The organism is Paenibacillus sp. EC2-1 (assembly GCF_049311625.1).
Taxonomy (GTDB): Bacteria; Bacillota; Bacilli; order Paenibacillales; family Paenibacillaceae; genus Paenibacillus_AQ.
This window is the reverse complement of record NZ_CP186006.1, coordinates 3551435-3569316: the sequence shown is the minus strand read 5'-3', so window position 1 is coordinate 3569316 and position 17882 is coordinate 3551435. Positions and strand designations below refer to the sequence as shown.

The window sequence follows — 17882 nt, the reverse complement described above, 5'->3', positions numbered from 1 at the left end:
GATCAATCAACATGAATAAGAAGAAAAATGCTGCAGAAAAAGCGGTTCAGTACGTACGTGATGGAATGAAGATTGGGCTTGGAACCGGCTCAACGGCATACTTTGCAATCGTACGAATTGGAGAATTAGTTAAGGAAGGGCTTCGGGTTCAAGCCGTAGCAACATCCACAGCATCAGAAAGATTAGCTGTCCAGCACGAGATACCATTGATTCCTTTTCATCAGATCGATAGGCTGGATTTAACCATTGACGGTGCGGACGAGTTAGATTCTCAGCTACGATTAATTAAAGGAGGTGGCGGAGCGCTATTACGCGAGAAGATAACAGCATTTCATAGCGATCAGCTGCTCATCGTGGCAGACGAGAGCAAGGTTGTAGATCGACTTGGGAATTTTCCTCTGCCCGTTGAAATAGTCCCGTTTGCAAGTGAATGGACATTGTCTGCCTTAGAGCAGCTAGGGTGCAAAGTGCAGCTTCGAAAGAGTGAATCGAATAATTTGTATATTTCCGATAATGGAAATTATATAGTTGATTGCAATTTTGGTATAATAAACTCTCCTGAACAGCTGCAGAAGCAATTAAAGGAGATTCCGGGTGTTGTTGAGCATGGTTTGTTTATTGGTATGGCAGACAGGGCTTTTATTGGACATGAAGACGGCTCTGTTGTTGTTATTGACCGAACCACGTAACACAACAACAAAGAGTAGATAATTTCGGAGGTTATAGGAGCATGTCAGATAAGCATGAACACGAAGAATTGTCATTATATTTACTAGTAGTGCTTTCACGAGCTTATAATTCAGTGATGGCTCATTCGAATCGAAGTATTCAAAGTCATGGTCTGAACTCAACGGAATTTGGTGTACTGGATGTGCTCTATCATAAGGGACCACAGCCACTTCAAAAAATCGGTGAGAAGGTTCTGATTTCGAGCGGGAACATTACATATGTAGTGGACAAGTTGCAGAAAAAAAATCTGCTCATCAGAAGAGCTTCAGCAGAGGATCGCCGGGTGATTTATGCTGAATTGACCGAGGAGGGTACTGCTTTTTTTGAGGGGATCTTCGCGGGTCATAAGAATAAGATCGTTAATGCAGTAAGTGGACTGTCTGATGAAGAGAAAGAACAAGCAGCAGCGTTGCTTCGGAAGCTCGGGACAACCGCAGAGGAACTGCTGTAGCTGTAGCGCAGGAATTTAATGTGGAAATGGAGATTGGATGATGATTAAAGAAATTTCCTCTCGATTAGATGATCTGGAAGTAAAGGAACTGCTCGCTTATGCTGTCTTTCCAGATCCAGAGAGAATGGATCAAGCCGTTGAGGCATATCGTAAGCCGAATGGTCTAGATTTATATGGCTATGAGGAAGATGACGTACTAGTCGGCATTATTGGTGTCGATGCTAGTGAGGATGAACTGACGATTAAGCATATTGCAGTAACACCGGAAAACCGTGGAAAAGATTACGGACGGGGAATGATTTTGGAGCTGATGCTTCAGCTAAAGCCTGTACGGGTAATCGCAGAGACGGATGAAGAATTTGTAGGTTTCTACCGCAGTATCGGTTTTGAAATTTATAGTCTAGGGGAACTTTATCCTGGTGTAGAGCGTTATCGTTGCGTTTATGAAGTAGAAGAAGAATAAAATTTTACTGTAAAGAACAACCGGCAAGTCTCATTTGAGGCATGCTGGTTTTTTTATTGTTTAAATTTGACAATGGCGTCTTGGAATAATATAGTTTTATCATTGAATAGTTTTATAAGCGAACTAATTGGACAGGGGGGTGAATGAGATCGAACTTCAAAATGCGGAAAGTTGGATCAAGCGATATATTGCTGCGGACATGATGGTGAGCCGGCGTATTCTTGCTGATACCAGAGATGGCATCAATGTGGATTTAACAAGAGAACAATTTCAAGTGATGTGCCTGATCCGCAGTAACGAACGATGTACGTCTACTTTTTTGGCTGACTATCTGTTTGTGGGTAAGAGCTCCATTACAGCCATTGTGAACCGGATGGTAGAACGAAACTGGATTGAGAGATCTCGGGATGAGGATGATCGAAGAGTCGTTTATTTAACACTAACCGAAGCCGGACATCGTGTGCATGAACAAGCAGAACTGCATTTACAGTCGCTTGTGGCTTCCTATTTAACTCATTTTAATGAAAATGAAGTGGAGCATTTTATTACGCTATATGAAAAATTGGCTCGATTAATGCAGGAACATGGAGGGGATCAAGAGCGTGAGAGCGATACTTAAAGCAAAGTGGGCAGTCATTGCAGTGTGGTTGGTGGCAACCGTTGTGTTGATGTTTACAGCGCCTTCAATGACTGAGCTTGTCCGAGAGAAAGGGCAGCTTTCTGTTCCAGATGGTTACTCATCAACTAAGGCTGCTGAGATGTTGAAAGAGATGAACACAGCACAGAGTGGAGAACATCTAGTTCAATCAGCTATGGTATTTTACGCATCTAATGGTCTAGGTGAAGAAGGGAAGGATAAGGTCAAGCAAGCTGTGACCGAATTAAAATCAAAAAGGGATGATTTAAGCATAGATACAATCATGAATCCCTTTGATGAGCCAACCCTTGCAGACAAAATGATATCCAAAGATGGCAAGACGATGATGGTTGCCATCTCATCTGACATGGATAAGTTGCCTGTGAATGAGATGAGATCTAAGGTTCATGAAGCGCTTGGCGATATCGGAGTAGAATATTATCTTACGGGTAATGAATTGATTAACGAAGATACCATTCAAGGCTCGGAAGATGGACTTAAGAAGACGGAATACATAACAATCATATTTATTCTCGTTATCCTTTTTGCAGTGTTTCGTTCTATAGTAGCCCCATTTGTTCCCTTGCTGACTGTAGGAATAAGTTACCTTGTATCTCAGTCAATTGTAGCTTTTTTGGTGGACACTGCTGATTTCCCTTTGTCTACCTTTACACAAATTTTTATGGTCGCCGTCATGTTCGGGATCGGTACGGACTACTGTATTCTGTTAATTAGTAGATATAAGGAAGAATTAATGCGTCAGGAGGATACGGTATCTGCGATTGTAGAAACTTACAGAACTGCGGGTAAAACGGTGTTCTTCTCTGGTCTTGCTGTATTTATTGGATTCTTATCCATAGGTTTTTCTCAATTTATATTGTATCGTTCTGCAGTAGCGGTGGCTGTTGGTGTTGCCGTGATGCTGATAGCACTGTTTACCGTTGTACCTTTCTTTATGGCGGTGTTAGGTAATAAGTTATTCTGGCCGTCAAAAGGTTCGTTAGAGCACAAAGAAAGTAGAGTATGGGGAATAGCAGGTAAGTTCTCGCTAAAACGCCCATGGGCTGCTCTTCTCATCGTTGCTATCATCTGCGCTCCTTTCCTGATTTCGTATAACGGGCAGTTGTCGTTCAACAGTATGGAAGAAATCAGTGAAGATTATGAATCTGTAAGAGGATTTAATCTGATTGAGGCAGGATTCGGAGCAGGACAGTCTATGCCAGCAACGATTGTTATGAAGAATGATGACCGGATGGATACCGGTGAATATATGGCTTTGACAGAAAGAATATCTAGGGAGATTCTGAAGGTAGATGGTGTTGAATCTGTACGTAGCTTGTCACGACCAGCTGGTGATGAGATTAAGGATTTCAGAGTTACTGAGCAAGTAGGCGCTTTGAATGATGGACTGGACCAGACAACGGATGGATTAACCCAAATTCAGAAAGGATTGTCTGAGGCAAGTCGCCAGCTAAGTCAGAATGAACCTAAGCTGAAAGAAGCAGCCGCGAGTAGCGGCAAGCTGACACAGGGTACTGCTGATTTGGGGCAGGGGATTGGGCAGTTAGGAGATGCTCTGAAACAAATTCAAAAAGGCATCCAAAGTGGCTCTATGGGTGTATCTGAGCTAAAGAGTGGTCTTCAGACTGCTAAGAAGAGCGCAGATCAGCTGGTGGCCGCTAATCAGGAATTGTTAAAAGGCTATAATGATGCAGCTCAAGGTATGGGCGCTTTAAGCGAGGCTATGAAAACGATATCGGGACAGCTAAGCGGTGTTGCTAAAGCGCTGGACGGACTCGAAACTTCTTTTAGAAACTTAGAGACATCGATACCGGAACTGCTTCAAAATAAAGATTATTTAACGATTCGAGGAACAGTAGAAGAGACAGGTAAAGGTTCCTCACAACTTGCCTCTGGTCTTACTCAAATACAAAAGCAGACCAAACAAGCAGCAGACGGGCTTGGTAAGGCGAATAAAGGCTTTGCAACTGCGATAGCTGGTCAACAAGCTCTAGGTAAAGGACTCGATCAGTTGATCGTTGGTATGAATGCTTTACAACAAGGACTGGAGCAAGCGACTGCAGGCCAAGGTCAGGTTATTCAGAAGATTCCATCCATTGAGAACGGTTTGGAGCAGTTAAGAGGAGGACAACAACAGATCGTTGAAGGATTCGATCAATTAGCTGGCCAGCTTGGACAGTTGACGGATGGTCTTGATCAAAGTGTGGATGGACTTGGGAAGATTAGCGGTGGGTTAACCACAGCACAAGATTATCTTGCACAGATTCAAGCTGCTCCGGATCAAGAGCTGAGCGGTTTCTTTATACCTCAGGAGGCGCTTGATAATAAAGACATGGAGCGTGCGTTTGATATCTACTTGTCACCTGATCGTAAAATGATGACTATTGATGTGGTTTTCGCAGGGAATCCTTATGCGGCACAAACTTTGGACAGTATTAACAATATCGAAGATGCGGTAATCCGTGCCGTCAAAGGTACGAAGCTTGAGAATGCAGAGCGAGCGATTAGTGGAGTGACGAGTACGTATGCGGATTTGAAGAAGATCTCGGATGAAGATTATAACCGGACTGTAATCCTGATGGTAACCGGAATACTACTTATTCTAATTGTTCTTCTACGTTCCATTATAATGCCGCTATACCTGTTATTCTCATTATTAATTACCTACTACGTATCTCTAGGTATAACGGAATTTGTATTTGTTGATCTACTCGGTTATTCCGGTATAAGCTGGGCAACTCCTTTCTTTGGATTTGTTATGCTTACGGCGCTTGGTGTAGATTACAGCATATTCCTTATGGATCGGTTTAACGAGAATAAGACGATGAACGTACAAGATGCAATACTTCATGCGATGCGAAACATGGGTACGGTTATACTATCTGCTGTCTTAATATTAGGAGGTACATTTGCAGCGATGTATCCATCCGGCGTACTCTCTATGATGCAGATTGCTACGGTTGTTTTAAGTGGGCTTATACTCTATGCTCTGTTGTTCTTGCCGTTCTTTGTACCCGTGATGGTGAAAATGTTCGGTAGAGCAAATTGGTGGCCATTCAGTGGTGCCCGTCAACAGGAACAACAACAAAATAACGTACACTTATAATCATGATTGCACTCATCCTTGCTTGGATTCTTGTAGTACACCAGACTATTGTCAGTTTCAGTACACAGGTGTCCCACATATAATATGGAGCTGAGCAGGGTGGAGGTGAGTGTAGTGGTGTATCATTACACCGCTGTTGGCGACTCTCTGACCTTTGGGATCGGTGCGTTGCCCGGCAGCGGTTTTGTTCCTATATACCGGAGGATGGCAGAAGAGCATTTGCGGCAATCGATTGATTATACGAATTTAGTTATTAACGGATTAACTTCGGATGCATTGTATGATCGCTTGTTACGAGATCCAGTGTTTAAGAGACAGCTTAATCATGCGGATATCATCACAATCTCGATCGGAGGGAATGATCTCATTCGAGCTGTGAAGTCAGGGGGGGATCTACCTGAGCGAAAGCGATTGGAAAAAGCATTAGAGCGTTGTCAGCGTAATATATCAGGCTGTCTTTCAGTTATCTCTAGGCTTAAATCAGGTAAAGGTCACCCTTATGTGTTAAGAGTGGTCGGTCTGTATAATCCATACCCCACATGGGATGAGGCAGCAGAGTATGTAATTCGTTTCAATAGATATTTATTTGGATTGACTACTGGAAGCTACTTAGGTGTAGCTGATGTATATTCGTGGTTTGCTGGTCGAGAACGAGAGATGTTATCCTTTGACGGAATACATCCCAGTTCTAAAGGATATCGAGTGATCGCAGAGAAACTTAACCAGCTTGGTTATATGCCTTTAAAATAATCAATTTTAGAATAAATAAAGAATCAAAAAAACCGGCATCTTTTGAATTTCACCTCCATTGTAAGGGAATAACTTACGACTTGGAGGTGTTTAGTTCAAAAAGGATAGTCGGTTTTTTTATCAGGGTACAAGTTTAAGTACTGTAGAATTAAATAGCACCTTTTAATAGGCTGCGAATGGCCCATTTGCGCTCTTGACGCTTTTTATATTTAGGTAAGGATTTATAAATCATTACGGATTCCTTAAAGGCTGATTTTGCCTCATCTATCCTACCCAGATCCTTATACATGGAACCTAAGAGATAGTAAGCTTCGCTAGAGGAAGAGTGTATGGAATGGAACTCTTTTACATAAGTAATCGCTTTTTCCCGATCGCTGTGTTTGAAAGCTGCTGCTAAACGAAGGTAAGGTCGACCGTACTTTACTCTTGGATTCATCTGTAATGCTTTTAAGATATGTTGTTCACCTTGTGGAATATTTCCTGTATGTAAGAAGCAGGTGCCCAGATCATCCCAATATTCCGCAGAATCTTCTGAATTTAATCGAATGGATTCTAGAATAGCCAACGCTTCACTATACTTACGACGCTCTATGAGAAGTCTTGCAAGCTCATGTCTTGAGGATACATCACTAGGACTGCTTGCAATCTGTGCACGAAGTTTAGAGATATGACGTAACCGCTTGAAAGGACGAGTGATGCTCGGAAATAGTCCAACAAACCGGCGATCCAGTAGATACACAATCAATAAAATGATGAGTATGGCAATGAACGGATTACCGATTAGTCTCCATAATAAGAAAAAGCCAATGAATTTACCCATGAATATCCCCCATTAATAAATAATTCAAGAATAGAATTTCATCAATTCTAGGAATGATCTAGAATCAATGCTCACTTGATAAAGCATTCCGCATGCTGAGAATAAAATGGGCCTGGTCTAACGGATTAACACCACGGCGTTCTCTTGCCACTTTCGTCTCAGGCGGACATGGCTCATATCCGAAGAATGTCGTAGTCCATATACCCCGTCCTCCAGTCAATGAGCGAAGCTTGACTGGGAAATCGAGTGATTCAGCAGCGGGGACAACACCCTCTACGATGCAGCGGCCATTCACAATAACAGGACTATCAAAACGAGCCCTCATCTGTACAAGATCGCTGAGCATTCGTCCACCGATTCCTTCCAGAACGGTCATTCGGAAACGAAGCATGGGTTCAAGGAGAATAGTGCCCGCCTCCGCAAGTCCATTCATCAAAGCCATCGGAGTAGCGATAACAAAATCTAGTGGGTGTGTATGCCATACATGATGCTCACCTTCGATGAGCGTGATTTTAAGATCGGTTACTTCCCAGCTGTATAAACCTTGGCGAAGTGCCTCAGGTACGCGCCGCTTAACCTCGTTTTGGTAGCTCTGTAGAAGATTTTCATTTCGTACGATAGAGCTATACTGGATACCACTCCCCAAAGGGAGAGGCTCCATATCGAAACGAAGAATGGCCCAACAAGGTTTCGGCATTGTATAGGCGACAAAGCCCTGCGTCTTTGAAGCAAGCGTTTCTTTGTAAATCACGGAAGGCGTGTCGAACACGACATCTAATTGGTAACGGTTCAGTAATATGTTTTCAAGTATTTCGAGCTGAATGGTTCCCATGACTTTCAGATGCAACTCACGCTCCGCTGGGAGCCACTGGCAATCGAGTAGGGGGTCTTCATCTGTAAGTTCATGTAATGCTTCTGCAAGCTCTTGGTATTTCAAGGGATCTTTGCTGCGTGCTTGTACCGTCAATAGGGGTACAGCTATTTCGGGAGATTCAGGAATTCCCTCGTTACTTCCAAGGATGTCGCCAATCTGAGTCTGGATTAGGCCAAACACCGCTGCAATCTCTCCTGCAGCAGCCTGCCCCGTATCGATCAACTTACCACCGCTATCTATTTTACGGATTTGGGTGATTTTCTCCGTGGAATTTCTTGTAACGTTTAAGATGGAATCGCGGTTCTGTAAGGTACCATGATAAAGGCGTACATATGCAATGCGGCCCATGTGAGCATCGCGCTCGATCTTAAAGACGACCGCAGATAAATCATTGTCTTCACTACCACTAGCTTCAGGCAAATATTCGTGAATATGATCAAGTAGTTCTGGTATTCCAATCCCCTGCTGAGAAGCTCCGAAGCAGACAGGGAAAGCCTCCCCGTTTAGAGCACAAGCTTGAAGCTTTCGCCGGACGTCCTCTACCGGAAGAGTCCCATGTTCAAGATAAAGTTCCAACAGTTTCTCATCTAGTACAGCTGAGAGTTCTGAAGCATATTCCAAGGATGTCATGACTTCCGGATTACATCGGTTCTCATCATTCCAAATGGAATACACTTTATAAAAAGCTTGGCCTTCCCCATCAGGTGCGGTTACAGGAAAGATATTTGGTGAGAGAACTAGGCGTATTTCTTCCATAAGTCTCTTTATTTCGATACCTGTTCGATCCATCTTGTTAATATAGATTAAAGTAGGGATATTGAACTTACGAAGTGCTTGCCATATGGTTTCGGTCTGAGACTGGATACCCTCTGCCGCCGAAATGATCAGAACTGCGCCATCCATGACCCGAAGAGGACGTTCAACCTCTGAGAGAAAGTCAGCGTGTCCAGGTGTATCGATCAGATTGAGGCGCGCACCATTCCATTCTAATGAGGCGGTTGCAGATTTCACTGAGATTCCGCGCTCGCGTTCCACTTCCATCCGATCTGTCTGAGCAGTTCCATCATTCACACTCCCCAGTTTACGAATAGCGCCACTCTTAAACAGTAGATGTTCGGTTGTTGTTGTCTTTCCGGCATCAACATGGGCGAATATACCGACATTTCGAATCGGGGTCTTAAGCATCTATTTAAGCTCCTTGTTGTTGTATACTTATGATTCATGATTATAGCATAGGATAAATTTTGGAAGATACGAATTTTATGCTAATTTAATAAGAGACTTCTAGGGGAGGTAACAAGACATGAACGAGCGATTTTTAAGACAATTGGATTTTATTCGAGAAGTGGACAAACTGAAACATATTGTAAGAAGATCATATATTACAGATGGAAGTAGACGTGAAAATGATGCGGAACATACTTGGCATATTGCACTTATGGCCACGGTACTAGAAGAACATGTTGTTGGAGAACAACCGGATATGTTACATGTACTTCGAATGTTATTGATTCATGATCTAGTTGAGATCGATGCGGGCGATACATTTGCATATGATGTTCAAGGGAACATGGATAAATTTGATCGTGAGCGAGCAGCAGCAGAGCGAATTTTTGATATTTTACCAAAGGATCAAGGCGAGGAGATGATGAACCTTTGGCTTGAATTCGAGAATGGATCAACAATAGAGGCGCAATTTGCTGCTGCAGTGGATCGTCTTCAGCCTATTCTTCACAATTATGCGACAGAGGGGAAGGCATGGCTTGAACATGGGGTAACTTCGGCTCAGGTATTAGCCCGGATTGATTCGATTACGTTATCTGTACCAGAAATAGGGTGTTGGGCGAAAGAGCTAATTGCTGATGCTGTCCAGAAGGGATATTTACTTCCGTAGTTCATTCCATTAATTATTATTAGCTTGTGATGACATGCATATATTGAAAAAATGCAAAGCCTAGCCGATATATATCGGTAGAGGTGATATCAATGGCTAAAAAGGGGCAGGTTTTTCATTATTATAGCCTGGAGACCAAGAAAAAGGCAGTGGCCATGAGGCTAGATGGAATGACTAAAAGAGAAGTTGCAGCAGCTCTAGAAATTTCCGATATCGGCCGTTTAAAAGTATGGATGAGAAAGTATAGGGAACATGGTGAAGAAGGGCTTATTGATCGGCGTAGAAAGGTAGCCTCTCCTGAGGAAGATCATACAGCTGGAGCTGCTGAGTAACATTGTTTCCACAGTAACTTACAACATAAGCGTGCGGAGAACGAATTCCGTCACGCTTTTTATTTAGAAGCTTATATCTGCAACACAGAATCAGAAGCGCCTATAGGCAATTGACTTAATATTTGGGATATAAGGCGCTCGCCTAGTTCGTTTGAAGGGCTAGAGCATAACATGTGTTATGTTCTAAACGAGGAGGGATTTATGTGAGCGGAGTACACGGAGGTTATGGTTGCGGTGGATACGGTATGGGTTCCTCGGTAGGTGCTATCTTGGTATTGTTTATTCTGTTAGTTATTATTACACGCGCATTTATCTAATTTTTCGTTAAAATTTATGATACAGCAATCAGCGTCAGGCGTTAACGAACAGCCATCTTCTAGTGGTCGTATAGATCTTGATAGCATGCTTCGAAATGAACAGACCAACCGGCGATGCTGGTTGGTCTGTTTTACTTAAAAGTGAGGAACTCGTTTCTCACGAGATTGCCACCTTATGTGTGATTTATTATTAAGGATTAACAACCTTAACTTTGCATAATCTACGACTACCATACAAAAATTTTCAAAATTGAACCAACGATAAGAGCTGCTCCTACTCCGATGTTTAATAATCCAATAATTCTGAAACCTAATATATCGGTATCATCGAGAGTGGCGTCTTCAGGGATTTTTTTGATCCATCTAACCCAGTCGGAATCAGGTTTTAACAAAAAAAGAAACGCTGGTACGGTAACTATAATTCCGAGCAATATAATAAACAAAGCTATAACTAACATAGAAATCACTCCTTCTAAGTTATACGTGTTACATTTCAAGAAGTTTCCATACTCGAGGAGCGAATATACGATGAAGGACATCACAAGCCAACCATCTTCCCAACTTCGCGTTTACACAAATGCCTAAATAAAGCTGGATAAGTACACCCGTGTCGTAGTGAATTGATTACAACATAGCTCAAGAGATTACTTTTTTTACATATGAAAATGAAAACATGAAAACCCCAGATATGTTCTGGGGTTGTTTTTTGGAAGGGTTAGTAAACAGCTGTGAAAAAGGCTAGTTAGGGTTTTTGGACAAAAAAATTTGGGCGCCCTTTGCAGAGCGCCCTCATGGGAGATGTGAAAAATGCGGTTTTGAATGTTTTGTCATATCAACGAAATCCTTTGTATATTAGGGTTTTTGTTCATTTTACATATGTTCGATTAAGGTCATTTTGGGCTAATATTGTGAATTTGGTGCCCAAATGGTACCCAACTTACGTGCCCAATTATGCTTTCCGTTTGGATGGGATGGCTATATCATCAAAGACACTGGCAGCTGCCTTATCAACCGATTCGAATATATGGCCGTATATCTCAAGCATCTTTGTGTTTGTATGACCTACACGTTTGGCTATAGCCTCAGAGTGGACCTTTTTAAATATCATCCATGAAACAGAAGTATGGCGTAAGTCATGTAATCGAATAGGCTTTAATTTATGCTTACGATGAAAGTCTATCCACCAAGCTGTTAATCGTTGTGGTGATACTGGTTTACCGTTGGGCAGACAGAACAAAAATTCATATGCTCCACCTTCCCATTTATCAGCTATTTTAAATCGATCTTTCCGCCATTCTGAATAGTAAAGTTTTAGTTCTTCTATAACAGCAGGGGAGAGAGCTATCTTACGAACGGATTTTTTGTTTTTTGGTCCCTTGATCACCGGCTCATTATCTTTGAACATTGGAATGGTCTGTTTAATATCGATGAATCCGTTACTTAGATCGATGTTCTTCCATTCGAGCCCAGCTAATTCTCCACGGCGCATTCCAGTTGTAACAGCAAGGCTAACGAGAACACGTAAATGAAGAGGCTCGTCCGTTAACGCTTCGAACAGTTTGGCGATCTCTTTTTCATCATATACTTCCATTTCCTTCAGATCCTCTTCCTTTGGCTTTTTAACTCCCGTCATAGGGTTGTCTTTGAGCACACGCCATTCTACAGCCTTCGCAAAGATGCTTCTGAGTACTCGGTAGTTATAAACTATAGTTGCGGATCCTAGAGGCTTAGAACCCCTCAGAATAGCTTCTGGTGTCTTTAGATAATCCAAGAAATCAGTAATGTGCAAGGTTTTGATCTTGTCCATGTGCATGGCGCCAAAATAGGGGACGATTCTTTTCTCTGCATGGAATTTATAATTTAACTGTGTCTTCTCTTCAAGCTCTGTCTCCACAAACTTTTTTGTCCACTTTTCCACGAATGCCTCGAAGCTCATTTTCTCCGGTTTTATATAGTTACCAGCTTCTACTTCCATTTGAAACTTGATGAGTTCTGCATCTAGATAGTTTTGAAGTCGCTTTGGAGCTCTTAGAAGAGCTGGATCTTCAACTCTGATGGTTTTTTTCTCTTGGATTCGTTTACCGTTTGCATCATACCCTAGTTCGGCTATGAGTCGCCAAGAACGCTCACCTCGTTTCTGAATACTTGGCATAAAAGACTCCTCCTTATTTCATATTGATTAATCATTCACAGTTTCTTGTTCTGTAAATTCTCTTGCTTCTCGTATTGCCTTTCGTTTTGCTTGGTTTACCATAATTTTCGCTAGAGTATCGTACAGATCTGATAATGCAGTTGAGTTTTCTCCGTCATCAACAACAAATACCGTTATTTTCCCATGAGGTCCATTGATGACTTTAGAGCCTAGTATTTTATCTTTATACTGATCCATGATTCATCTCCTTTTGCTGGTTAGGGTGCTGGTTGCTTGTAGCTGAAATGACTTGTGCCGCTTGAAGTTCTGCTGGTTGGTCTGCTGGTTGATAGAAGGGGGTAATTCTCCCCCACTAAAGGGGGACGATTTGACCCCCCCAAGAAAGACAAAAGAAATAAAGACAATATATATTGCGTTTCTTGTGTTTTAGTGGTGGAGAGTAATACCCCAAGAAGATCCATGCGGGTATTAGATGCGCACCCTCAATCCAGTAAAACGGGCATCGACTGAAAACTAAAGAGTTTGCAAGCGCCAAAGACACCAATTCATCAGATAGGGTGAATGTACCTCTGAATGACGTTAGGTGTATTTTCGTATGGTAGTTCTTATGAAATTCAGATTAATACGCGAATGGTGTACAAGGTGGTAACGTCCGGCCGATGATTCAGCGGGATCTCTCTGAACCTCAATATTCAACTTTGGAGAGAACCGGCGTGTGCGGTTTCCCGGTTATGATCTCCATTGTCAAAGCCTTCAGAGGAGCAAGTCTCTCAGGGGTTAGCTTAGCAAATACCTCTTCCGGGTTATCCCCCAAGTATCCACCTGTATATTTATCATAAAAGGCACGAGTGAAGACAAGCTCCTTTTTCTTTTTCATGTTAAGTTCCTCCGGATTCCACAGTAATGTACTTATCCAATACTTCATCGTGATTGTGTGCTACAGTCCCGTGTTTATCTAGGCAATCCAGCATGATATATTTGATTGCTGATCTGATGGCAGCCTCTGCTTCTTCATCGGTACCTATTCTTACGAATTCTACGTTAATAGATATCTTCTTTTTCATGTCTATTCTCCATTATTGTGCAATCTGTTGGCAAAAAGACCTTCTAAAAAACTTTGGATATGTTTTCTATCCGTCGCTGATAGGTTGATCCCCTTGTAGTTAGCGATGGGGAGATTTATTAGATAATCCAGGTCACCACGCAATAGTAAATTGTCTCTTGTTGCTTGAGTTGCTTTTAATATTTCGATGAAGAATGACTCAATTCGCTCTCTCACTTTGGGATCTGCAGTTAAAGCTTTATTTTCTAAGTCACGGAGTGAATTAAAATTGAATTTAAAGTTGTTTCCGAGAATATCACTGTAACCAGTCTTTAGGGCTTGAATTATTGGAGCCATTTTTTTCGAAAACTCATCTCCATAGTTGGCCCATAGCTGAAATTGTAACTCCATAAACGATACCTTCAGTTCTGGTCTATTATCGATTCGATTCTCCCATTCGGATAATTGATCTAACTGTTCGCTCGTTAAGTGCCCTGCCTGTACCAGAAGTTCTGTATGGCTCACTCCTAAATGTGGAGCTAGTTTACCCAGTATTTCTGCAGAAGGAATTTTTTTTAGTTTCCCATTTTCAATTTGGGACAAATATGGATGCGAAACACCTGACTCTTCAGAAAGTTGAGTCAAATTATAGCCCATCGCTTTTCTTTTTCCTCTGATATATTCTCCGAATTTAACAATATCCATTGTAATTACGCCCCTTTCAAATCAATAATACATCATCTTTGTTAATACAACAACAATACTCTTGACACAACAACAAGAAGACATTATAGTTGACACATCAACAACATTTGACACATCAACGAAAGGTGGTGAATACATATGAGTACTATGACTGTCAAACAAGCTGCACTATATATTGGAGCAAGTGAGTACAAACTTCGTGAATTGGTCCGAGATAAAAATATTCCCGCATATAGGATCGGAAGCAAAATTATGTTTCGTAAAACAAGTCTTGATGAATGGATCGCGAAACAAGAAGAACAAAACTGTGCTGGAAAGTAATCCTCTATTACAAAAGGAGACAAAGGTATGGAAATTCCTGCTCATCTTGAATTACAAGATCGTTACTGGAGAGGCACATTACATCTGTTCTCGAAACATGACAGCTGAATGGCTGCCTAAACTCAAAGTATTTCGATTTCGAGGAAGGCACAATTGATTTCGCTGCGCTCAAGCGGACTGCTCGTCCCTGGAGTGAATCAGAGAAATTCATGCTTAATCTCGCGCTCCACTTATTTAATCAAAGAAACAAGGTCAATCTCAGTGACATGGATTATTTGGATTCAAGGAATAAGCAGCTGGCGTTCGAGGCGATTGCATTGCGATTTAAGTAGATGATCAATATTTAAAGAATTTGTTTTGAAAATATGGGAGAACTAATCCATCCGCTACATTATCCCTAACTAATGGTTAGACACAAAGAAACATAAACAGTTTCTTTAGAAATTCGGGAAGGAGATCAAATCAATGACCTACACAAACGAAGAACGTGAAACGATTTGTCGATACGACTTTATAGATAACAGTTGGGACGTGTATACATGCGTTCAAAAGCATTTGACCAAGTTGTATAAGATTTCTCAGCCATATTGGGAGGAAAGAGCGGAGGGCACCGACAGAGTTACTGCAGCCAGATGGAAGCTTAACGGAAACCAGGTTCGTTTTGCAGTAGAGAGACAGTACACAGATGAACAACGTGCAGCCATGGCGGAACGTGCGAGGAAACGGTTTGGTAAGTAACAGGTTGTCTTAGTGGGAAATGGTCTAGAGTTCTTTAGATATTTTTGGCTCTAATAAGTTGTTGAGGTAAATCTACCTCGAAACATTGCGCGCCAAAATATTAAAGGAATTATTGAGTTGTGATCACCAATATATGTTTTGAGGAGGAACGAACTATGCGGAAAAGAAACGTGCGTTCAGTGTCACCTACTGTAATTATTCAGCGACCCACCTATCACACACCTTCAGTTGTTGAAGTGGTGGAGCGCCAACAACCCATCGATCAGCAAGGTATGCTTATGCAGCTTGCTCAAATGATTACCCAGCAACAGGTTCAATCACCAGAACCGCCTGTCCAGACATTCGATGTGAAAGAGGCAGCTGAATATCTTAGAGTGTCGGCGTGGTCCATATACGACTTGATTCGAACAAAGAGCATTCCATTTTTCAAGGTAAAGAACAGATATTTCTTCCGCCGGTATGAACTTGATAAATGGATATCGGAAAACACCAATGATTGCAGTGGCAGATAGGGGACAGTATGAAATGAATATAAATCGTTCGGTTACCCTTAGTTTACTGCAATTAATACGAGACTTGACGAATAAGGCAACGGAGCTCGAGGGGGTTGGAATTAAACTGGTGGCTACTGATGAGATGATTGAGAAAATAACGGCTACCATGTTCGAAATAAATGGAGTTAAGCCAATGAGTGTCGGCCCTTTGCATCTATCCTTGATCGACTACATTTCAGGTGATATTGAAGAACATGATTTTATAAGTCTGCTTTTTACGGCAGGTGCGGCGGTGAGGTGAAATGCCTGATTCTACAGACGAACTTTTTGTTAAGGTCCCACATTGGGTGATGGATTTTCTCATGAAAGCAAAGTTAAATATGACCCAGTTCCGAATCATTAATGCGGTCATTAGGAACACATACGGCTTTCATAAAAGTTGGAACTGGTTTTCTCTCAATTTCCTCTCACTGTTAACAGGCTGTAGCAATCCTCAGGTTACACGAGAATTGGGAAAATTGATCGATCAAAAGATCCTCATCGAGAAGTATGAAGAGGGCAAGAGGTTGTTGCGGATAAATCCTTTACTCGAGGTTGAGGGAACTAATCCGATCCCCCAATCACTTCAAGGAACTAACTCATTAGTTAGTAATGGTACTAACTCATTAGATAGTGGAGGTACTAACTCATTAGATAGTCATATAAAGAAAGAATCAAAAGAAAAAGAGAGTAAAGAAAAACATTACATCGATTTTGAGAAAATCGACGGTATTCCCTTTTTAACAATCTATCTAAATCTTTACAAAAAGATACGAGGTAAGAAGCACGTTAGAATCTCCGAAGAAAGTTTTGTCTTTATAGACCAACAGATAGGTTATCTCATAGATGTTGGAGTGACAGAGGAGGAATGGGTAGAAAAAAGCGTGTTGTATCTGAAAAGTGAAGTACCAGAGGGGAACAACGGCAGTATTGTTTACTTTCTAGAAATAACCTACAGGTATTTTGATGTGGGAAGATACGATCAGTTTGACACCTAGAAAGTGACCAGCAGAATGACCAGCAGGAAAAAGAAAAGCGACCAGCAAAAAACCTTACGCCACAAGGTATTTCAGAGCAAGGCGACCGGCAGGATTTAAAAGAGCGACCTGCACAACGACCAGCAGAAGGTCATAAAAAAAAGCACCTGGTAAGGTGCGGTGGTTAAATCTATCTTACCAAAGGGGCAGATGAATGTGAAGTGTATAGATAGGCTACCGCCTGATGTGAAAAAAGAGATCCGGATTGCAGTCGAAAACGAGCTCGAGCGGTATCACATATACAAATACACCTTGTTTCATGACAGAGAAGTGAACATAACAACGGTTATTAGCGACACACCCAAAAGTTTCACGGGTACTACAAGTGATCAAACATCAAATGTAGCTGTGTATAACGTGGACGAGCCTGCACGCCGAAGAGCATTCTGCGATCGATTAGAGAAGGCAGTTGAGCAACTTCCCCACAGGGAACGTTTCCTCATCACAGAGCGATACATGAAAAGAGATATGCCTTTCGATTATGCCGTATACAGCTTGCTAATGGATCCACCAGTCACTGAAGCTACCTACGCGAAATTAAAGAATAAAGCAATGGCTCTACTTGCACTGATGTTAAATCTTCAAATCGACGGTCTGAAACAGCTTGGATAATATGGGGAGGGAGGTGAGGAGAAAAGTGATCAACGAATCCATACAAAACCGAATTAGAGGACTAATACAATGCGTTAGATCCCAACCAGAAACTCAAGAAGTCGTGACGAAGTACATCTTGGAGATTGTTCAGACTTATCAGAAGGCGATCCAGGAGACGTCGGATAATATGGAGATCTTAAAAGAGCATCTTGCAAACATACTGAATTCGGATTTGTCTGAGATGGCTGCTATGCAATTCGTTGAGAAGATGGGGCTGCAGGAAGAGTTCAGGAAGTTCGTGGAGAGCGAGTTATCAAATGATCCAAATGCCTTTGTAACTGGAGTCATCCAGTAAACCAATTGAAA

At 41.8% G+C, this 17882-nt stretch carries 24 protein-coding genes; 16 read left to right on the top strand and 8 right to left on the bottom strand.

Going from position 1 to position 17882, the window contains the following annotated elements; translation table 11 throughout:
* Positions 1-11 precede the first annotated feature (11 nt).
* From rpiA to ACK8P5_RS16690, 6 genes are all read left to right on the top strand, one after another.
* On the top strand, positions 12-689 hold the full coding sequence (rpiA, locus tag ACK8P5_RS16715) for a ribose-5-phosphate isomerase RpiA (protein ID WP_422657391.1): 678 nt from the start codon (positions 12-14) through the stop codon (positions 687-689).
* 41 nt (positions 690-730) lie between these two features.
* Positions 731-1180 (top strand): MarR family winged helix-turn-helix transcriptional regulator, encoded by a 450-nt coding sequence (locus ACK8P5_RS16710; RefSeq protein WP_422657390.1) that lies wholly within the window; start codon positions 731-733, stop codon positions 1178-1180.
* Between the two features lie 40 nt (positions 1181-1220).
* On the top strand, positions 1221-1643 hold the full coding sequence (locus ACK8P5_RS16705) for a GNAT family N-acetyltransferase (protein ID WP_422657389.1): 423 nt from the start codon (positions 1221-1223) through the stop codon (positions 1641-1643).
* A 139-nt stretch (positions 1644-1782) separates the two neighbouring features.
* Complete coding sequence (locus ACK8P5_RS16700) at positions 1783-2262, top strand: MarR family winged helix-turn-helix transcriptional regulator (protein WP_422657388.1); 480 nt, start codon at positions 1783-1785, stop codon at positions 2260-2262.
* Complete coding sequence (locus tag ACK8P5_RS16695) at positions 2246-5407, top strand: MMPL family transporter (protein ID WP_422657387.1); 3162 nt, start codon at positions 2246-2248, stop codon at positions 5405-5407. The genes ACK8P5_RS16700 and ACK8P5_RS16695 overlap by 17 nt, the downstream gene beginning before the upstream one ends.
* Before the next feature lie 114 nt (positions 5408-5521).
* Positions 5522-6157 (top strand): GDSL-type esterase/lipase family protein, encoded by a 636-nt coding sequence (locus ACK8P5_RS16690; protein WP_422657386.1) that lies wholly within the window; start codon positions 5522-5524, stop codon positions 6155-6157.
* Positions 6158-6305: 148 nt separating this feature from the next.
* On the opposite strand, the gene ACK8P5_RS16685 is transcribed toward ACK8P5_RS16690, so the two are convergent.
* Positions 6306-6977: a tetratricopeptide repeat protein gene (locus ACK8P5_RS16685; RefSeq protein ID WP_422657385.1), complete on the bottom strand. Its 672-nt coding sequence runs from the start codon at positions 6975-6977 to the stop codon at positions 6306-6308.
* 64 nt (positions 6978-7041) lie between these two features.
* Positions 7042-9036, bottom strand: coding sequence for a GTP-binding protein (locus ACK8P5_RS16680; RefSeq protein WP_422657384.1), 1995 nt, complete (start codon positions 9034-9036; stop codon positions 7042-7044).
* A gap of 118 nt (positions 9037-9154) precedes the next feature.
* Between ACK8P5_RS16680 and ACK8P5_RS16675 the strand changes: the two genes are divergently transcribed.
* The 3 genes from ACK8P5_RS16675 to ACK8P5_RS16665 all read left to right on the top strand — a co-directional run bounded on the left by ACK8P5_RS16675 (position 9155) and on the right by ACK8P5_RS16665 (position 10394).
* Positions 9155-9745, top strand: coding sequence for an HD domain-containing protein (locus ACK8P5_RS16675; protein ID WP_422657383.1), 591 nt, complete (start codon positions 9155-9157; stop codon positions 9743-9745).
* Between the two features lie 92 nt (positions 9746-9837).
* The gene (locus ACK8P5_RS16670) at positions 9838-10077 is read left to right on the top strand and encodes a helix-turn-helix domain-containing protein (RefSeq protein WP_422657382.1); all 240 of its coding nucleotides are present in this window, start codon (positions 9838-9840) and stop codon (positions 10075-10077) included.
* A 203-nt stretch (positions 10078-10280) separates the two neighbouring features.
* Positions 10281-10394 carry a YjcZ family sporulation protein gene (locus tag ACK8P5_RS16665; protein WP_422657381.1) on the top strand — a complete coding sequence of 38 codons (114 nt, stop codon included), beginning with the start codon at positions 10281-10283 and terminating at the stop codon, positions 10392-10394.
* Positions 10395-10621: 227 nt separating this feature from the next.
* Here the strand turns inward: ACK8P5_RS16665 and ACK8P5_RS16660 are convergent, their stop codons facing one another.
* The 6 genes from ACK8P5_RS16660 to ACK8P5_RS16635 form a co-directional block, all read right to left on the bottom strand.
* Positions 10622-10852: a hypothetical protein gene (locus tag ACK8P5_RS16660; protein WP_422657380.1), complete on the bottom strand. Its 231-nt coding sequence runs from the start codon at positions 10850-10852 to the stop codon at positions 10622-10624.
* A gap of 491 nt (positions 10853-11343) precedes the next feature.
* On the bottom strand, positions 11344-12546 hold the full coding sequence (locus tag ACK8P5_RS16655; RefSeq protein WP_422657379.1) for a site-specific integrase: 1203 nt from the start codon (positions 12544-12546) through the stop codon (positions 11344-11346).
* 27 nt (positions 12547-12573) lie between these two features.
* Entirely contained in the window at positions 12574-12783 is a 210-nt protein-coding gene (locus ACK8P5_RS16650) for a hypothetical protein (protein ID WP_422657378.1), read from the bottom strand.
* A gap of 448 nt (positions 12784-13231) precedes the next feature.
* Positions 13232-13423, bottom strand: a complete 192-nt coding sequence (locus ACK8P5_RS16645) for a hypothetical protein (RefSeq protein WP_422657377.1) — start codon at positions 13421-13423, stop codon at positions 13232-13234.
* Between the two features lies 1 nt (position 13424).
* Positions 13425-13610 (bottom strand): hypothetical protein, encoded by a 186-nt coding sequence (locus ACK8P5_RS16640; protein WP_422657376.1) that lies wholly within the window; start codon positions 13608-13610, stop codon positions 13425-13427.
* Positions 13611-13612: 2 nt separating this feature from the next.
* Positions 13613-14293: a helix-turn-helix domain-containing protein gene (locus tag ACK8P5_RS16635; protein WP_422657375.1), complete on the bottom strand. Its 681-nt coding sequence runs from the start codon at positions 14291-14293 to the stop codon at positions 13613-13615.
* A gap of 138 nt (positions 14294-14431) precedes the next feature.
* Between ACK8P5_RS16635 and ACK8P5_RS16630 the strand changes: the two genes are divergently transcribed.
* The 7 genes from ACK8P5_RS16630 (at position 14432) to ACK8P5_RS16600 (ending at position 17871) form a co-directional block, all read left to right on the top strand.
* Positions 14432-14614, top strand: a complete 183-nt coding sequence (locus ACK8P5_RS16630; RefSeq protein WP_422657374.1) for a helix-turn-helix domain-containing protein — start codon at positions 14432-14434, stop codon at positions 14612-14614.
* A 465-nt stretch (positions 14615-15079) separates the two neighbouring features.
* Positions 15080-15352: a hypothetical protein gene (locus tag ACK8P5_RS16625; protein ID WP_422657373.1), complete on the top strand. Its 273-nt coding sequence runs from the start codon at positions 15080-15082 to the stop codon at positions 15350-15352.
* Between the two features lie 155 nt (positions 15353-15507).
* Complete coding sequence (locus ACK8P5_RS16620) at positions 15508-15864, top strand: helix-turn-helix domain-containing protein (protein ID WP_422657372.1); 357 nt, start codon at positions 15508-15510, stop codon at positions 15862-15864.
* A gap of 13 nt (positions 15865-15877) precedes the next feature.
* Positions 15878-16147, top strand: a complete 270-nt coding sequence (locus ACK8P5_RS16615) for a hypothetical protein (RefSeq protein ID WP_422657371.1) — start codon at positions 15878-15880, stop codon at positions 16145-16147.
* A 1-nt stretch (position 16148) separates the two neighbouring features.
* Entirely contained in the window at positions 16149-16883 is a 735-nt protein-coding gene (locus ACK8P5_RS16610) for a replication protein (protein ID WP_422657370.1), read from the top strand.
* A gap of 195 nt (positions 16884-17078) precedes the next feature.
* On the top strand, positions 17079-17534 hold the full coding sequence (locus ACK8P5_RS16605; protein ID WP_422657369.1) for an ArpU family phage packaging/lysis transcriptional regulator: 456 nt from the start codon (positions 17079-17081) through the stop codon (positions 17532-17534).
* A gap of 25 nt (positions 17535-17559) precedes the next feature.
* Positions 17560-17871 carry a hypothetical protein gene (locus ACK8P5_RS16600; RefSeq protein ID WP_422657368.1) on the top strand — a complete coding sequence of 104 codons (312 nt, stop codon included), beginning with the start codon at positions 17560-17562 and terminating at the stop codon, positions 17869-17871.
* Positions 17872-17882 lie beyond the last annotated feature (11 nt).

What these genes read in the sequence shown, in the direction of transcription:
- rpiA (WP_422657391.1), top strand. Translation starts at nt 12, where the DNA reads ATGAATAAGAAGAAAAATGCTGCAGAAAAAGCGGTTCAGTACGTACGT.
- ACK8P5_RS16710 (WP_422657390.1), top strand. Translation starts at nt 731, where the DNA reads ATGTCAGATAAGCATGAACACGAAGAATTGTCATTATATTTACTAGTA.
- ACK8P5_RS16705 (WP_422657389.1), top strand. Translation starts at nt 1,221, where the DNA reads ATGATTAAAGAAATTTCCTCTCGATTAGATGATCTGGAAGTAAAGGAA.
- ACK8P5_RS16685 (WP_422657385.1), bottom strand. Translation starts at nt 6,977, where the DNA reads ATGGGTAAATTCATTGGCTTTTTCTTATTATGGAGACTAATCGGTAAT.
- ACK8P5_RS16680 (WP_422657384.1), bottom strand. Translation starts at nt 9,036, where the DNA reads ATGCTTAAGACCCCGATTCGAAATGTCGGTATATTCGCCCATGTTGAT.
- ACK8P5_RS16675 (WP_422657383.1), top strand. Translation starts at nt 9,155, where the DNA reads ATGAACGAGCGATTTTTAAGACAATTGGATTTTATTCGAGAAGTGGAC.
- ACK8P5_RS16670 (WP_422657382.1), top strand. Translation starts at nt 9,838, where the DNA reads ATGGCTAAAAAGGGGCAGGTTTTTCATTATTATAGCCTGGAGACCAAG.
- ACK8P5_RS16660 (WP_422657380.1), bottom strand. Translation starts at nt 10,852, where the DNA reads ATGTTAGTTATAGCTTTGTTTATTATATTGCTCGGAATTATAGTTACC.
- ACK8P5_RS16655 (WP_422657379.1), bottom strand. Translation starts at nt 12,546, where the DNA reads ATGCCAAGTATTCAGAAACGAGGTGAGCGTTCTTGGCGACTCATAGCC.
- ACK8P5_RS16650 (WP_422657378.1), bottom strand. Translation starts at nt 12,783, where the DNA reads ATGGATCAGTATAAAGATAAAATACTAGGCTCTAAAGTCATCAATGGA.
- ACK8P5_RS16645 (WP_422657377.1), bottom strand. Translation starts at nt 13,423, where the DNA reads ATGAAAAAGAAAAAGGAGCTTGTCTTCACTCGTGCCTTTTATGATAAA.
- ACK8P5_RS16640 (WP_422657376.1), bottom strand. Translation starts at nt 13,610, where the DNA reads ATGAAAAAGAAGATATCTATTAACGTAGAATTCGTAAGAATAGGTACC.
- ACK8P5_RS16635 (WP_422657375.1), bottom strand. Translation starts at nt 14,293, where the DNA reads ATGGATATTGTTAAATTCGGAGAATATATCAGAGGAAAAAGAAAAGCG.
- ACK8P5_RS16630 (WP_422657374.1), top strand. Translation starts at nt 14,432, where the DNA reads ATGAGTACTATGACTGTCAAACAAGCTGCACTATATATTGGAGCAAGT.
- ACK8P5_RS16625 (WP_422657373.1), top strand. Translation starts at nt 15,080, where the DNA reads ATGACCTACACAAACGAAGAACGTGAAACGATTTGTCGATACGACTTT.
- ACK8P5_RS16620 (WP_422657372.1), top strand. Translation starts at nt 15,508, where the DNA reads ATGCGGAAAAGAAACGTGCGTTCAGTGTCACCTACTGTAATTATTCAG.
- ACK8P5_RS16615 (WP_422657371.1), top strand. Translation starts at nt 15,878, where the DNA reads ATGAATATAAATCGTTCGGTTACCCTTAGTTTACTGCAATTAATACGA.
- ACK8P5_RS16610 (WP_422657370.1), top strand. Translation starts at nt 16,149, where the DNA reads ATGCCTGATTCTACAGACGAACTTTTTGTTAAGGTCCCACATTGGGTG.